Genomic DNA, 14123 nt, shown 5'->3' with positions numbered 1-14123 from the left:
TGTTGTTGGAAGGCGCTGCGGATCCGCTTTCCCGGGAAAGCCTTCAGTCCGCCACCCTGATCACCACTTTTCCGAAGGGGCCGCGGCGAAGATGCGCAAAGGCCTCGGGGGCACTGTGGAAATCATAGACCTGGTCGACGACGGGCTTGATGCGGAGATGATCAATCGCGCGGACCATGTCTTCCAGCGCACGTCGATGCCCTACCGCGATCGCCGCCAGCGTGGCCCGCTTAAACAGCAGCGGAAGGATTGGGGCATGCAGGGTTGTGTCTCCCAGGAGACCGATGATTGACACCCGGCCGCCAATCGAAAGCGCTTCCAACGAACGGGCGACATTATCGCCTCCGACCATTTCGAGGATGTGGTCGGCCCCGCGCCTGCCCGTCATTTCCAGCACGCGGTGTTGCCACTCCGGATGATCCACGCGGTTGATGCCATCACTGGCTCCGAGGGCTATTGCCCTTTGGAGCTTGCTGTTGCTGCTCGAGGTGACAATCACCTGAGCGCCATGAGCAACGGCAAACTGGATGGCGAACAGCGAGACAGCTCCGGTGCCTTGGACCACCAGCGTTTGGCCGGCCCGAACAGCGCCTAACTCGACGACCGCAAACCAAGCCGTCAAGCCTGCGACCGAAAGGGTGCTTGCCGCTACCGCATCGAGGGACACCGGCGCTCTGACCAGTTGCGCTTCTGGGGCAACCGCATACTCAGCCAACCGCCCCAGAACGGCTTCGTGATTGGCATCGTCCGGTGGCTTGGGCCCATCGATCCAGCCAACATTGTCGCTGATGATCACTCTGTCACCGACAGCAAACCGTGTCACGCCCTCACCGAGTGCGACGACCTCACCCGCCATTTCAGAGCCGGGAACCAAGGCGCCATTCCATGGTGACCCCATGGCGCCTTCAATGATGGCGCCATCGCGATAATTCAGCGAGACGGCCTGCGTTCGCAGAAGTACATCACCCACGCCTTGCGAAGGACGTTCCGCCTCGACAAGACGCAGGGCCTCGATACCGGGTGTGCTCAACTCCCACCGTTTCATGCGCTGTGCCATGTCACGCCACCTTTTGCCGACTGCCGGTCCGAGCCGCTTCATGGATGGCATCAAGCAGTTTGTGACGCTGCACTGCGTAAGCAAAATCGGGAACTACTCTTGTGCCGTCCCGGAGATCGCGAGAGAGCGCTGCATATTCCCGCAGCGTGTTGGCGCCAAAATCGCCGGACAGGCCGCCGGGAGCCGCGGCAAATGTTTCAGGCAACTCGAGCGGACCAACATCTGTCTGGTCGTTCCACGCGCCTTGGAGCTTCAGATCGGCAACCTGAAAGTTCCCGTTGGCGGCTGTCAGGACAAGATCACCCTTGGTGCCGTTGATCTCCCAACGCAGATTATCACCGCGTGACGGAGCTCCACGGTACAGAACGGACACGATGGCGCCATTCTGCAAGGCACCACTGAGAGCGATGTGATCAAAGGCAGTAGCGTGCACCGAGCGGTCTTCTTCGGTGATGCGAACAGTCGGCCGGCGTACCGCCGCGGCAGCATCGACACTGACGAAGTTGCCCAGAACGAAGGTTACCGCCTCGAGGGCATGCAGCATTGGGACCGGCAGCACCCCGGCACCCTGGTCTGAATCAAGGGTATAAGCGAAGGACCGGGGGATCTGATCTCCCCAGATCATGCCTGTGCCAATGAGGTTCGTCGCCAGGATATCACCAAGGTAGCCCTGTGCGATCAGGTCACGTGCATACTGCACTGCTGGAGCAAATCGGGCTTGCAGTCCGATCACCGTCCGCACGCCCGCCTTTTGGGCCCGGGCGGCAAGGTCTTCGGCCTCCTCCAGAGTTCGGCCCAGTGGCCACTCGGTGAACACCATCTTGCCGGCGTTGAGCGCGGCGACGGTCAGCTCATGATGGTGAGGAACCTTTACGGCGACCACCACCAAGTCAACCTTGGGACGGTGGATGAGTGCCTCAGGATTATCGAAGGCCGGCACACCGAGGTCTTGCGCTGTTGCTTCGGCAGAGGCTTTGCTGCTTGTACTGACAGCCCGCAGTTCGAAGTCCGGGAGCGCCCGGATCGCCGGGATGTGCGAGGCCATGGCCCAGCCGGGATTGAGAGTGCTTGCGCCAATCACGCCAACACCGATTATGTTCTTGCTCATGCGGATTTCCTTGGATGATAGACGGGACCGGAATAGTCGCGGCGGCCACGGGAATTCTCCACGATGCCGCGATCGTCAGGCGGATCGAAACGTGCCCAGTCGACGACAATGGTCCGGTGGGCGATAGCCCAGTGGCCACCTCGATCTTCAACGCGGTCGACGTAGCGGCCGCGCATCATGAGATCTTCGCCAGGTTTAGCCTGGGGGAACGGCGACCACCCTGCCGGGCCAATCCTATGGATGGCCGTGAAATACGTCTCGCCAAACGCAACCGTGCCGTCGCCGGAGGCATGATTGTCGAAGTCGATCTGGATATTGCCAATCTGGTGGTGCGTAAGCTCGAGTTCCTGGAGCATGCCCACGACCACGTCACAAAAGCTGTCGGCTGTCGTTTCCGATCCAGCCGCATGCATCGTTGCCCCTGGGTGAAAGCAGCTCCGAAGCGCCGCTTCATCGATCCGGTCGACGGCCCGCGTGTAGCGCTTTAGTAAATCTTCGATCTGCGTCCGGATCAGCAGATGTGCCGTTGAGTAGAGTGGTGGCATGATGCCTCCTTTGATCTGCTTAGCCGGATGGGCCAAACTCTGACTCTTGTTTTCAGATTTGCCCCTTATTTTAGACAGTTCAGTCTATAATTAGGGACAAAACCCGGTTCCATGCCTTCCACGCTCGGTGCGGGCTACTTCAGGCTCCGAAGAGCCATACGAGCAATGTTGCGCAGGACGTCGGTGGAGGCGCCAGCCCTCGCGCTGACCTTCATCCCTGAAAGGGTTGAACCGATGAATTGGGCAGCCGCGGGCACATCAAGGTCCGAGCCAATCTCACCCATAGCCTGGGCGTCGGTCAGCCGCCGCTCAAGCGCTCCTATCAGTGTGCGTCCCATCGCATCGGTTACTGCTGTGATCTCCTCGTCGGATCGGCCAAACTCACAGATGGCGCTCACACCCATGCAGCCCATCGCTCCATTAAACTCGGGCGCGGTTGCAAACTGAAGGAGCGCAGCCTCAATCCCCCTCAAAGGCGACGGTGCCGTGTTCAGGGTACGAATGAGATCTGATACATTATTCGAATTGTACTGCCGCAAAGCCTCGAGGTAGAGATTCCTCTTGTCGCCGAAGGTGTCGTAGAGACTTTGTCGGCTGATCCCCATGGAGCGCAGGAGATCCTCCGTCGACGTCCCTTCGAAGCCGTGATCGGCAAAGACCGCAATAGCGGCCCGCAGGGCCGCGTCGCGATCAAATCCTTTATGCCTAGCCATGAGAGGTGATATAGACATACTAGATCAATCTGTCCAGAATTAGTTTTCAACTCCTGCAGACTTAAAGATGTGGGCCGTCGCTTCCCCTGAGCGCTTCCCGGACGAGGTCGACCTGTCCGGTGCGTCTTCGTCAAGACTGTCGCGCCCGCGGCGATCGATCAGAGCTGCTGAGCCGATCAACACGACAGCCAGTTCCTCAGGAGGAGAAGGGCTTGCTCGCTTGTCCTGACTGCGGCCACATCGTAGCCGGCTGCCCTGAACTCTCGTGTGAGCCTTTCCCGATCGGCCAGATTTGCATCGATAATAAGGATGCGTTCTCGCACCCATGCAGCCCCGACTGTCTCGTCAGCGGCGGTGTAGCATGTGTTGATTGCGTCACCCACAGCCATTCTCCTGTCCTCCATGACCAGGAAGGTGCGCCGTTAGTGCGGGGGCTGTCTTGCCAAACCGCCCGATTGCTTCGTGATCGCACGACGCGATGACTGCTTGGACCCGTTAGGCATTCGGCCGGCCCGCTGTGACCCGCTGAACAAGATCGAGCAATCCGTTTGCCCCATTTAATCCCCGTTCTACCACCTCGCTTGGATCGAGCCCCCTGGTCACCATGGCATCGGCGAAATGCTCGATGTCCTTTCTCATCAGATCTTGGAGGTGCGGCGCAATTTCCGGTGTAATGGCGGTTCCTAAGGCTCTCAAGACCGCGCTCGACCCACTGCTGACCGAAACTGCGTCGAACAAACGTGCGGTGTTCAGCCCCAACTTGTCCGCAAAACCAAACACGTCGACAGCATTTTTGAGGTTAGTCATTGTCAATGCATTGTTCAGAAGCTTCGCGACCTGCCCAGAGCCCGAGCCACCCATGTGCACAGCTTGTGTCGAAAAGGTGCGAAACATGGGTTTGCAGTGTTCGAATGCTGCCGCATCGCCGCCAACAAAGGCGGTCAGGGTGCGTGCCACCGCTCCCGGACGACCGCCGCTGACGGGTGCGTCGAGGAACATGACCCGGACTTCGTCCAAATAGGAGGCGATGCGTCGGTTCTCGTCCGGATCGCCGGTACCAAAGTTGATCACGATCGTCCCCGGCTTCAGCGCCATCAGTAGTCCCTGGCGTTCAAGAATGTCCCAGAGGTCACTGTCATCCCTGAGGCACAGACCGACAATGTCGCTGACCTCCGCAAGCGTCGTGAGGCTAGCGTGGGCTGTATGCGGAACGCCAGCGACCGTCTTCAGAGACTGGGCCCGGCGAGCCCAGACGTGCAGCTTGAGCCCGGACTCGCCTATGGCTCGAGCCATAGGTCCACCCTGGTCACCAAGGCCAATAAATCCAATGTTCAGATTGGGTTTCATCTCATGTGTCCTTCTCGATCGAGTAAGTTCCACCGGCTCGAACGGCGCCAGCCTTTCGCGTCAGGAGATCAGCCCCAGAGAGATGTTCCACAGGCGCTCCGCATTGGCTGGGTCGAGCGCGTAATGTGCGACCCCCATCCAATCGGAGGGACGTTTCGAAACGGTGGTGGCCTCGTTGCAATCCTCGAAGTAGCACCCGCCGACTCCCTCCAGCAGCGGAGATGCCGCCAACAGCACTGACGTAGCGGCACCTTGCTGGGGCGTTTTCCGGCGCTCGGGAGGCGTCTTCAGACCGCCCGTGTGCTTCTGGAGGTTGGTGGCGATTGCGCCAGGGTTCAGCGCATTGGACACGATTCCGTCATTGGCCCAGCGCCGCGTCGCCTCCACGGCCAGGAGGGCGCAGGCGGATTTGGACTGCCCATAGGCCACGAGTGGGTCATAGGGCAGAAAATCGAAATGAAGGTCATCGAAGATCACCGGGGCGATCAAGTTTCCGCTCGAGCTGACCGACACGATGCGGGCGCCATTCGCCGCCGCGAGCGCCCGGTGCAAACCGATGGCGAGCGCGAAGTGACCAAGGAAGTTAGTGGCGAACTGCATCTCCCAGCCTTCAGGGGTGCGCTCCAGGGTAGGTAGAGCCATGATGCCGGCATTGTTCACCAGGATGTGCAGGGGGCCCTCCCAGTTGGCCGCGAATGTCTGAAGACTCCCTTGATCGGACAAATCGAGACGCCGGACCCAAACGGCAGGGTTGCTCGTCGATGACCGGATCTCGGCAGCCGTTTTCTCGCCCGCTTCGAGGTTTCGCACACCCAGAGTGACCTCGGCTCCGGCTCCAGCCAAGGCTCGTGCGGTCTCGATCCCGATGCCGGAGGAGGCACCCGTCACAACAATGCGCTTCCCCGTCAGGTCAACATCGGCCACGACCTCAGCAGCGGTCGAGCCGAATCCAAAAGGTGTTGTAATGAGGTTCATCGTTCATTCCTTTGCGTGGTGAACTCCGGGATGTCTGATCAACCGAAGTCTCATGCGTAGGTAAATCTCTGCCATTCCTGAGATAAGCCGTATAAATTCGCATGAGGCGATGCAGGAAATCGAACAATGCCCCGTACTGGTCTGGTCGAACTGAATGCCGTTGTGGCTGTCGCCTCCCATCGCAGCTTTCGGGCTGCCGCAACTGAGCTCGGGATGTCGCCGTCGGCTCTGAGCCACGCCATTGCAGCGTTGGAGCAGCGGATGGGTGTCCGGCTGTTCAACCGCACGACCCGGAGTGTGTCGCTCACGGAAGCCGGTGAACAGTTCCTGGCCAAGGTCAGGCCGGCGCTGCGCGAGATCGCGGAGGCTATCGACGCAACCAATGTGTTCAGGGATAGCCCAGCCGGCACCCTGCGGCTCAATATGTCGGAAGGAGCCGCCCGGCAGATCCTGACCCCAATCGTGCTCGAGTTCATGCGGCGCTACCCGCAAATGCAGGTCGACCTCGTGACCCAGGGCCGTCTGGTCGATATCGTCGCCGAGGGTTTTGATGCCGGGATCCGTCTGACTGAAGCGGTGCCGCAGGATATGATCGCGATTCCCTGTGGACCGGAGCAGCGGTATGCCGTGGTTGGGTCGCCGGCCTACTTCAACAGCCGCGCACGCCCGAAAACGCCTGGCGATCTCGTGGCGCACGAATGCATCCGCGGGCGCCTGCCGAGCGGTGCGATGCTCAAGTGGGAGTTCGAGAAGCGGGGCGAACAGATGGTGGTTGACATAAAAGGGCCGCTCACCCTCGACCACTACGAGCTTTGGATCGAAGCCGCCCTGGAAGGCGCAGGGCTGGCCTATGTCAACGAATGGTCGGTGTCCCATGAGATTTCGTCGGGGCGGCTGATCCGGGTTCTTGAGGACTGGACTCAGCCGTTCCCAGGCCTTTCGCTCTACTATTCAGGCCACCGGCACGTGCCTGCGGGCTTGCGGGCGTTCATCGGGATCATCAGGGAGGCTGCCTCACGCCGATGACAGGTCCTCTACCTTTGAGCCGGAGGTTGCAGAGGCTAGTAAGTACCGGCGAAACCCGCCCCCGTGGGATTCCGCGCCGGCGCCACCCTCATAGTATGGAGGCAAGGCTTCATCCGGCCGGCTAAGTACGCTGCAATTCTCACGGGTGCGCCCGGCTGCTGAACGGAAGCACGCCATCGGGTACGGCGCTCTTCGAAACCTCTGTTCTTCTGCAACGCCATCTGTGAGGCGTCTCACCCACGAGCCGCCTGAAGACGGTCGTGAAGTGGGATTGGCTCTGGAACCCGGCACTCATGGCGACGTCGACGAGCGGAACGTCCGGATTGAGCATAAGAGATTTGGCCAACTCGATCCTCTTGCCAAGCACGTACTCGTGCGGGCGCAAGCCCATAGCAACCTTGAACTGCTTGGCGAAATGCATCCGGCTCAGGCCGGCGGCCAAGGCGAGTTCCGGAAGGGTGATGTTCCTGTGCAAGTGCTCGCGAATATACCGCTCCACGCGACCGAAACGCCACTTTACGAGCCCTTGCCCGCTAAGGCATGGTGACGGATGCGCAGCATTGTCACCAGGTCGGTTCTCTGGAAGCCCAAGCAGCATCTGAATCGCATCAGTGAGGATCGCCCTCAGCGCGAGATCCGACACATCGGCCTGTTCAAGGGCGAGCGTCAGTTGCCGGGTAAGTCGCTCCGTCATGGTTCCGGCAATCGGCAGTCCCGCATCCGGCAGGAGTGGTTCCGACCTTTGAGGCCCATCACGTTTAACTGAAAGGACCTCGGTGTGTGCGCGCTGACTCACAAGCATCGCAACGTCTCCTTCGTAGCGGATCGGCATATCCCCGATGACCTGACGTTAGCTCCGATAAAGGGGTCGATCTGTTACTCTGGAGGACGCACCGCTTAGCAATAGGCGCAATCGGCCTTATACCTAGGTATCGGTCATGATGAATGGGTCATGAAAGCATGCAGTTTAGAGCCACAGGAATTCGAGGCCGGATCGAACTGACCGGTACATGAGCGTGCCGACACGACGCAGCACAACGCGGATGACGTTGACCGTTGCCTCCTGGGGCGGACTTCTTGCGTGACTCAGTGCTACCCAGCGATGAAATCGCTAAGACGAGGCATGTAGATCTCCGGCAGGCGCTCTGGAGAGCCTAGCGTCCTTTGGCACAATGCGCAGGAGGCCCAGAGTGTAGGCCTCGAGCACATAGACATTATGTTCAGTGAGGAACCGGGAGCGGGCTTGGCATAGTCGGCCGTATAGCCTCGAACAGAGGCGTTGCAAAAGGCCAATAGCTGCGGTGGACTTTTTCCAACGTAATGCTGCTGGATGGAAGGCTGCTCCCACGGGAGCAGGTTAGATGCGCACGGGTGCTGCCTTGGTGAACTCGGCACGAGTGGTCGGGTGGCCATCGATCGACTCGACGATGCTTTTTGACCGCCCTAACGAGTCCATGAGCGACTTTGGGCCCTCGAAGGGCCGGCCGCCGATGTGCCAGCCATCCGGGTGCAACTCTTCAATCAGGACCCACACCACTTCACGGAAGGCCTCCGATCCCTCAAAGCGGACCATCACGTCGGTCAGAGCCTTGGCCATCTCATGTTTTTCCTCGGTCGAGAAGACGCCTTCGACGAGCTTCACATTCACGAAAGGCATAATGTCCATCCTTGCTTTGGGTGTTGCCTGTTCAATTCTGTCCGGGTGGCACGGCAAGAGCATCGGAGATCACAGCTTCTGCCGATGCGAGCCGTTGGGCCATACCTCCCGGAAGGCCATGCTTGCCTTCCAGCGTGGTGGAGGCATTGTAGGTCACGTAGACTCTCCCTTGCTGGTCCTCTCGAACCAAAACCCGGAGGGGAAGCTCAAGGGCAAAATCGGGCGCTGCGAGCATCAGCGGAGTTCCTCCTTTGGGGTTGCCATAAACGACCACTGTCATTGGAGGCAGACCCAGCCCCACCGAGCGGGCGGCCGCACGGTGGTCGATCGTCGCAAATATCCTGAAGCCCTTGCCCTCGAGGGTCGATTTCAACCCGGTCAGAGTATCGGCGAATGAGTAGGGGCTTTCGAGTCTCACTGTATCCTCCGCAGAGGCTCCGCCGATCGAAGAGAAGTTCAACACAACAGCAATAGTCAGGGACCTGGTGCCGACCACCGAAAATGCTGTTCGAGGCAGCGGATCACTCCCAATCCACGATGCTGGACTGAGCCCCTGAGGTGCCTCGAGAGATCCGTCGACCTGCGATACCGGCATGCTCGCAGGCTCAGCCGTGGGTGTCTTGCTGCAACGCATTGATTTTGCAGATTTGCACGACGGGAGCCACAGCCGCTCACCCGACAACGCCTCGTCGGTACTGAAGAACTAGAAAGGCCGCCAGACGGCGGCCTTTCAGATCCGTAGCGATAGGATTCCGAAGTCACTTGTCTGCGATGTTGACGATCAGTTTGCCGCTTGCGTCGCGATCTCGAATGGCCTGATAGGCTTCACCCACAGTTTCCAGAGTGAAGTGGCGTTGATCGACGCGAGGGATAAGCTTGCCTGCTTCAGCCAACTGCGTCGCCTGGCGCATGATCTCTCCGTGATGATCCCTGCCTTCGCCAGTTAGCAGAGGCAGCAATGTGAACACGCCGGAGTAAGTTGCCGCGCGGAAGGACAGCGGAGCTAGGGAATGCGTGCCCCATCCCAGAATGCTCACCACATGTCCGAACCGGCGGATCGCTTGGAACGATGCATCCAGCGTGGAACCGCCCACGGTATCCAAAATAATATCGAAGCCTTTCCCGTTGGTGTATGTGGCGACGTAATCGTCAACGGACATCGCACTATAGTTGATCGGGATCGCCCCGAGTTGCTCGATATAGGGACTGTTGGCGCCGGAGTCCGTTGCGTACACCTCGGCACCGCGGGCGCGGGCAATCTGGATCGCGATGTGCCCAACGCCGCCAGCGCCTCCCTGAATCAGAACCTTCTGCCCAGCCTGCACGTTGGCTCGGTCGACGAGCCCTTCCCAGGCAGTGATGAAGATCAACGGCAATGATGCGGCTTCCCGCATAGTCAGGTTCGCAGGCTTGGGCGCCAGCAGATCTGCATCAACCGCCGCGAATTCCGCAAGTGACCCTTGATGACCGCCGACGCCACCGGTCATGCCATAAACTTCGTCACCCCTTCGGAATCCGCTGACACCGGGGCCGACCGCCTCGACAACCCCGGCTAGGTCAATCCCAAGTATCGCCGGCAGTGGGTGGCGGGCGTGCGCCGCCTGGCCCGCGTGTATTTTGGTATCAAGCGGATTGACACCGCTTGCCAGGATCCGAACGAGAACTTGGCCGGCTCCGGGTTCTGGACGAGCGACGGCTCCAACACGGAACGAAGCGTCGTGGGCGTCGAGAACCGCGGCCGTCATCACGTTTGCTGTGGACATGATCTGCTCCTTTTGATCTCTGGCCACAAGGTGGGCGCAATGTTCTTGTTTGAAAATCGACAATGATGCACGAATTCCATTCAAAAATGAATGACCAAGGGATTGCTGGTGGAGTGGAGTGACCTACGCATCTTTCTTGCGATCGCCCGCGAAGGCACGCTCGGGGCTGCGGCGCGTAAACTCGGGCAGAGCCAGCCGACGATGGGCAGACGTCTGCGTGCGCTGGAGCAGGATGTCGGCCACACGCTTTTTCAACGCACAGGCGAAGGCTTCATCCTGACCGATGAGGGTAGCGCAATGCTTTCCCACGCTGAGCGGATCGAGGAAGAGGTGCTGGCCATCCAGCGCCAGCTTTCCGGTCAGGACCGGCAACTCGAAGGAGCCATCCGCCTCTCGTCTTCGGACTGGTTCGGAACCCATATGCTGACCCCCATCCTGGCCGAGTTCGTTGGCTTGCACCCGCGGGTCGTGGTCGAGCTGGTCACTAGCGCACAGCATTTTAGCTTGCCGCGGCGCGAGGCCGACATGGTGTTCCGGATTCGGCCATTCGACGACCCGGATGTTATCTCCCGCCGCCTCCTGCGCATTCCTTATGGCGTTTACATCAAATCGGGTTTGGAGCACCCGCGTCCTGGCAACGGGATCGGCACGCCGCTGATCACCATGGATACAGCCCTGGCGACCCTGCCGGATGCTGTCTGGTTAAAGCGAATTCTTCCCAATGCTCACGTCGTGTCACGGAGCAACAACAGGGACGTGCAAGGGCGGATGTGCGCCCAAGGGGCTGGAGTTGCCGTTCTGCCGCGACCATTGGGCGATACGCTTTCGGGGGTGGAACGGATCGACCTAGGCGAGGATCCGCCCGACCGCGACACCTGGGTTGGCTATCACAGGGACATGAGACGGTTAGCGCGTCTCAGGGCGCTCCTCGATCTCGTTATCGAGAGATTGGCGGACACGAGCACTAGGGTTTAGTGCCTCAACCAAAGCCGGGTGGTGAGCTGGGCTAGAGACAGGCCCTTCTGGATGGATGGCAGGCTGCTCTGTGGCAGCACAATCAAGGCGCTAAACATCGGACAAGGGCTGCCCCCGGACGGCTCTCCTACGCAGGACACACTTCTGAACCCTGGCCGGCTTAAGATGAAGGATTGGAAGCATCCAGAAACGGAGGTCAGTTGGGCAGAGACCGCGCGACCGGCAGATGCCAGTAACCTTTCACATTGGTGGTAAGCGCTCTGGGTCTGGATCCAGCTCGCTGTTTGAATCTTTGGAGGTATGCATCGGGTCATTCTATGCCAATCCCCTGCTCTATGGGAGCGTCCGCTTCAGCGGGGAATGCGGCCTGTCGGCTTTCGAGTCTGAGCGGCCTCGCAGCGGGCGCTGGTCCCGTCTGTGTAGCCGGGTGTGGTGTGGACTGAAGCATTGGGCCAGTGTCTCGCAGCCCGACGCTCACAGCCATGGGTTGGATCCTGAATGGTGGAAGCGGAACGGCGCCGGGGCCGTTCCGTGACGATGCGAAGAAGCGGATCAGGCCTTGGCCTTGACCGGGAGCCGAAAGGGCGCGCCCAGCCGGTTGAACGCGTTCATGGCCGCAATCGTGATCGTGAGGTCCACGAGATCCTTGGGCGCAAAAGCCGCGCTTGCGGCCGCATAGGCCTCGTCGGAGGCGTGCGTCTCGCTGACGAGCGTGACCTCCTCCGCCCACGCGAGCGCGGCACGGTAGTTGTCGGGAAACAGGTGGGGCACCTCGGCCCAGACCGGAACGAGGGCGACCTTCTCGAACGGCATCGTGTCCAGGAGGTCCCGGGTGTGCTGGTCGATGCAGTGCGCGCAGCCGTTGATCTGCGAAACCCGCAGGAAGACGAGATGGATCAGTTCGTGGGGCAGGTCGGTGCCCGTGGTAATGTAGTGGTGGATGCCGAAAAGGGCCTTCGCACCCTGCGGCGCCACCTCGTTCCAGACCAGCCGTTTGTTCTCGCTCATGACACATCTCTCTGTTCGGAACGCCGGAGATCGACGTTCGAAGCCATGACGGGCCAAGCGGTCAGGATGTGACATGCCACTCAGCATGTCCGCTCGAAGCGGCCGATGTCACATCCGGGCACGTCCGATCGTCTTATCCTCGGGGTCAGGATGCGCGAGCGACGGGAAGGCGGATATGATCGGCGGGGAAACGGGGCGGATGGGGGCGATGGACGATCAGCGGACCACCGCATTCGAGGCGGAGCGCAGGCGCCTGACACACCTGGCCTATCGGATGACGGGCTCGCTCACCGAGGCGGAGGACATCGTGCAGGACGCATGGCTGCGGTGGGTCGGGGTGGAGGGCGGCATCGCTTCGCCTCCCGCCTATCTCACCCGCATCGTCACACGCCTGTGCCTCGACCGACGCCGCTCCGCGCGGGTGCGGCGGGAAACCTACGTCGGACCCTGGCTGCCAGATCCTCTCGTGGGTTCCGCGGAGCCGGACGAGACGGTCGCCGACGACGTCACGGTCACGTTGATGCTGGCCCTCGAGCGTCTGTCGCCTCTGGAGCGGGCCGCTTTCCTTCTTCATGACGTCTTCGACGTTCCGCTGACTGAAGTGGCCATCACCCTCGGCCGCGAGCCGGCCGCGGTTCGTCAGCTCGCGGCGCGCGCCCGCAAGCACGTGCAGGCCGCACGTCCCCGCTTTGACGTCGAGCCCGCGGATGCGGACCGGATCACCCGTGCCTTCTTCGCCGCGGCGCGCGACGGGGACGTGGCGGCGTTATCAGTGCTGCTGGCAAGGAATGTCGAGATCCATACCGATGGCGGCGGTAAGGTCCTTGCCTTCCGCAATGTCATCCAGGGCGTCGAGCGGGCCCTGCGCCTTTTTGCCGGGCAGCGGCGCAAGGTTGCCGTGCCGCCGACGCTGCTTCGTGTCGTCACCATCGACGGCCTACCAGGCTACGTCGGCCTCGATGGAGGTGGCGTGCTTCAGACCACCGCGCTCGACATCCGCGAGGACGGGATCGCCGCGATCTACATCGTCAAGAACCCGGACAAGCTGGCTCACCTGGCGGCAGAAGTGGACTCTCCAAAACGCATCTCGCCGATACCACCAGCCTGATGAGCTGTCTGAGTGACTGCGGCAACGCGGATAACCGTTCGACAGGCGGCACACGTTGCTGGTTCACGGTCGGACGTCCACTAATGTGAAGGGTTTCGGATGCCGGCCATCACAGGCGCAGCCGGATGCACTGGGGCCGGCGTCCGAAACTCTACACAGTTTCGGACCTCCCGGGTTCCCTCTCAATCTCGCGAAGGGCCATCTATGGTATCTACCCAATCCAGGTCAGGCGTCTTTGGGGTATGATACCAATGTACCCGTCATGGTCTGATGAATGTCTTCAATCAGGTGAAAAGTGCGTTGTGGGGCTGGCGTCGGAGGAGACCCCTATGTGGACAGGTTCACTCGCCACACTCGCGGCAGTTCTCATGATCTTCGCTGGTTCCGCTCAGGCCGGAACCGAAGATGAGGTAAAGGCACAGTTCAGCAAGTTCGTTGCCGCTCAGAACGCCCATGACCTGAAGGCCGTAGGCGACATGCTGCTCGACAGCCCCCAGTTTCTCTGGATCACCCGGGGAGCGCCGATCTGGGGCCGTGAAGCGGCTCTCAAGCGGTTCGAAGCACTCTATCAAGGCACATGGTCTCTCGATCCCAAGACGGACGAGCTCAAGGTGTTCGAGATCCAGCCGGGAGTAGCCCAACTCTACGTCCCGATCACCTTTATGATCGCTCCTGCCGGTCAGACGGCCCAGCCCGCCCGCTTCCTCATGAACCAGCTCCTGGTCAAAACGCCTGGAGGCTGGAAGATATCGAGTGTTCTGCCGGTTCCGGTGCCGATGCAGTGATCTGGCTTGCTGCGCGGACACGTGAGTCCGAGAGGACGCTTTATGGGACGCCCAGA

The 14123-nt window shown here is 60.6% G+C and carries 16 protein-coding genes; 4 read left to right on the top strand and 12 right to left on the bottom strand.

Annotation, left to right across the window (positions count from 1 at the left end):
• Nucleotides 1-43: 43 nt before the first annotated feature.
• The 7 genes from HPT29_RS27900 to HPT29_RS27870 form a co-directional block, all read right to left on the bottom strand.
• Nucleotides 44-1057: a zinc-dependent alcohol dehydrogenase family protein gene (locus HPT29_RS27900; protein WP_173949738.1), complete on the bottom strand. Its 1014-nt coding sequence runs from the start codon at nt 1055-1057 to the stop codon at nt 44-46.
• A 1-nt stretch (nt 1058) separates the two neighbouring features.
• Nucleotides 1059-2165 carry a Gfo/Idh/MocA family protein gene (locus HPT29_RS27895; protein WP_173949739.1) on the bottom strand — a complete coding sequence of 369 codons (1107 nt, stop codon included), beginning with the start codon at nt 2163-2165 and terminating at the stop codon, nt 1059-1061.
• Complete coding sequence (locus tag HPT29_RS27890) at nt 2162-2710, bottom strand: nuclear transport factor 2 family protein (protein ID WP_173949740.1); 549 nt, start codon at nt 2708-2710, stop codon at nt 2162-2164. Before HPT29_RS27890 ends, HPT29_RS27895 begins: the two co-directional genes overlap by 4 nt.
• A 134-nt stretch (nt 2711-2844) precedes the next feature.
• Complete coding sequence (locus HPT29_RS27885; RefSeq protein ID WP_173949741.1) at nt 2845-3423, bottom strand: TetR/AcrR family transcriptional regulator; 579 nt, start codon at nt 3421-3423, stop codon at nt 2845-2847.
• A gap of 176 nt (nt 3424-3599) precedes the next feature.
• Nucleotides 3600-3812, bottom strand: coding sequence for a response regulator (locus HPT29_RS27880; protein WP_173949742.1), 213 nt, complete (start codon nt 3810-3812; stop codon nt 3600-3602).
• Nucleotides 3813-3918: 106 nt separating this feature from the next.
• Nucleotides 3919-4770 (bottom strand): NAD(P)-dependent oxidoreductase, encoded by an 852-nt coding sequence (locus tag HPT29_RS27875; protein ID WP_173949743.1) that lies wholly within the window; start codon nt 4768-4770, stop codon nt 3919-3921.
• Between the two features lie 60 nt (nt 4771-4830).
• Nucleotides 4831-5745: an SDR family NAD(P)-dependent oxidoreductase gene (locus tag HPT29_RS27870; protein WP_173949744.1), complete on the bottom strand. Its 915-nt coding sequence runs from the start codon at nt 5743-5745 to the stop codon at nt 4831-4833.
• 126 nt (nt 5746-5871) lie between these two features.
• Here HPT29_RS27870 and HPT29_RS27865 point away from each other — a divergent pair, with 126 nt between their 5' ends.
• Nucleotides 5872-6771 carry a LysR family transcriptional regulator gene (locus HPT29_RS27865; RefSeq protein ID WP_173949745.1) on the top strand — a complete coding sequence of 300 codons (900 nt, stop codon included), beginning with the start codon at nt 5872-5874 and terminating at the stop codon, nt 6769-6771.
• Nucleotides 6772-6910: 139 nt separating this feature from the next.
• Here HPT29_RS27865 and HPT29_RS27860 read toward each other — a convergent pair whose 3' ends face one another.
• The 4 genes from HPT29_RS27860 to HPT29_RS27845 form a co-directional block, all read right to left on the bottom strand.
• Nucleotides 6911-7573, bottom strand: coding sequence for an AraC family transcriptional regulator (locus HPT29_RS27860; RefSeq protein WP_173949746.1), 663 nt, complete (start codon nt 7571-7573; stop codon nt 6911-6913).
• A 555-nt stretch (nt 7574-8128) separates the two neighbouring features.
• Nucleotides 8129-8428, bottom strand: a complete 300-nt coding sequence (locus tag HPT29_RS27855) for a tautomerase family protein (RefSeq protein ID WP_173949832.1) — start codon at nt 8426-8428, stop codon at nt 8129-8131.
• A 31-nt stretch (nt 8429-8459) separates the two neighbouring features.
• A complete protein-coding gene (locus HPT29_RS27850) occupies nt 8460-8846 on the bottom strand; it encodes a DUF302 domain-containing protein (protein WP_210272377.1) in 387 nt (128 codons plus the stop codon).
• Between the two features lie 340 nt (nt 8847-9186).
• Nucleotides 9187-10191, bottom strand: a complete 1005-nt coding sequence (locus HPT29_RS27845; protein ID WP_173949748.1) for a zinc-dependent alcohol dehydrogenase family protein — start codon at nt 10189-10191, stop codon at nt 9187-9189.
• Nucleotides 10192-10299: 108 nt separating this feature from the next.
• On the opposite strand from HPT29_RS27845, the gene HPT29_RS27840 reads away from it, so the two are divergent.
• Nucleotides 10300-11166, top strand: a complete 867-nt coding sequence (locus tag HPT29_RS27840; protein ID WP_173949833.1) for a LysR family transcriptional regulator — start codon at nt 10300-10302, stop codon at nt 11164-11166.
• Between the two features lie 552 nt (nt 11167-11718).
• On the opposite strand, the gene HPT29_RS27835 is transcribed toward HPT29_RS27840, so the two are convergent.
• Entirely contained in the window at nt 11719-12174 is a 456-nt protein-coding gene (locus HPT29_RS27835) for a carboxymuconolactone decarboxylase family protein (protein ID WP_173949749.1), read from the bottom strand.
• 208 nt (nt 12175-12382) lie between these two features.
• Between HPT29_RS27835 and sigJ the strand changes: the two genes are divergently transcribed.
• Complete coding sequence (gene sigJ, locus HPT29_RS27830; RefSeq protein ID WP_173949750.1) at nt 12383-13282, top strand: RNA polymerase sigma factor SigJ; 900 nt, start codon at nt 12383-12385, stop codon at nt 13280-13282.
• A gap of 329 nt (nt 13283-13611) precedes the next feature.
• A complete protein-coding gene (locus HPT29_RS27825) occupies nt 13612-14067 on the top strand; it encodes a nuclear transport factor 2 family protein (RefSeq protein WP_173949751.1) in 456 nt (151 codons plus the stop codon).
• Nucleotides 14068-14123 lie beyond the last annotated feature (56 nt).

It is taken from the genome of Microvirga terrae (genome assembly GCF_013307435.2).
In the GTDB taxonomy this organism is placed as follows: domain Bacteria; phylum Pseudomonadota; class Alphaproteobacteria; order Rhizobiales; family Beijerinckiaceae; genus Microvirga; species Microvirga terrae.
The sequence above is the reverse complement of the archived record's forward strand: the minus strand, read 5'-3'. Positions and strand labels throughout refer to the sequence as shown.

Coding starts and splice junctions, on each gene's coding strand:
- HPT29_RS27880 (WP_173949742.1), bottom strand. CDS start 3,812: ATGGCTGTGGGTGACGCAATCAACACATGCTACACCGCCGCTGACGAG.
- HPT29_RS27870 (WP_173949744.1), bottom strand. CDS start 5,745: ATGAACCTCATTACAACACCTTTTGGATTCGGCTCGACCGCTGCTGAG.
- HPT29_RS27835 (WP_173949749.1), bottom strand. CDS start 12,174: ATGAGCGAGAACAAACGGCTGGTCTGGAACGAGGTGGCGCCGCAGGGT.
- HPT29_RS27890 (WP_173949740.1), bottom strand. CDS start 2,710: ATGCCACCACTCTACTCAACGGCACATCTGCTGATCCGGACGCAGATC.
- sigJ (WP_173949750.1), top strand. CDS start 12,383: ATGGACGATCAGCGGACCACCGCATTCGAGGCGGAGCGCAGGCGCCTG.
- HPT29_RS27895 (WP_173949739.1), bottom strand. CDS start 2,165: ATGAGCAAGAACATAATCGGTGTTGGCGTGATTGGCGCAAGCACTCTC.
- HPT29_RS27845 (WP_173949748.1), bottom strand. CDS start 10,191: ATGTCCACAGCAAACGTGATGACGGCCGCGGTTCTCGACGCCCACGAC.
- HPT29_RS27885 (WP_173949741.1), bottom strand. CDS start 3,423: ATGGCTAGGCATAAAGGATTTGATCGCGACGCGGCCCTGCGGGCCGCT.
- HPT29_RS27825 (WP_173949751.1), top strand. CDS start 13,612: ATGTGGACAGGTTCACTCGCCACACTCGCGGCAGTTCTCATGATCTTC.
- HPT29_RS27855 (WP_173949832.1), bottom strand. CDS start 8,428: ATGCCTTTCGTGAATGTGAAGCTCGTCGAAGGCGTCTTCTCGACCGAG.
- HPT29_RS27860 (WP_173949746.1), bottom strand. CDS start 7,573: ATGCTTGTGAGTCAGCGCGCACACACCGAGGTCCTTTCAGTTAAACGT.
- HPT29_RS27865 (WP_173949745.1), top strand. CDS start 5,872: ATGCCCCGTACTGGTCTGGTCGAACTGAATGCCGTTGTGGCTGTCGCC.
- HPT29_RS27875 (WP_173949743.1), bottom strand. CDS start 4,770: ATGAAACCCAATCTGAACATTGGATTTATTGGCCTTGGTGACCAGGGT.
- HPT29_RS27900 (WP_173949738.1), bottom strand. CDS start 1,057: ATGGCACAGCGCATGAAACGGTGGGAGTTGAGCACACCCGGTATCGAG.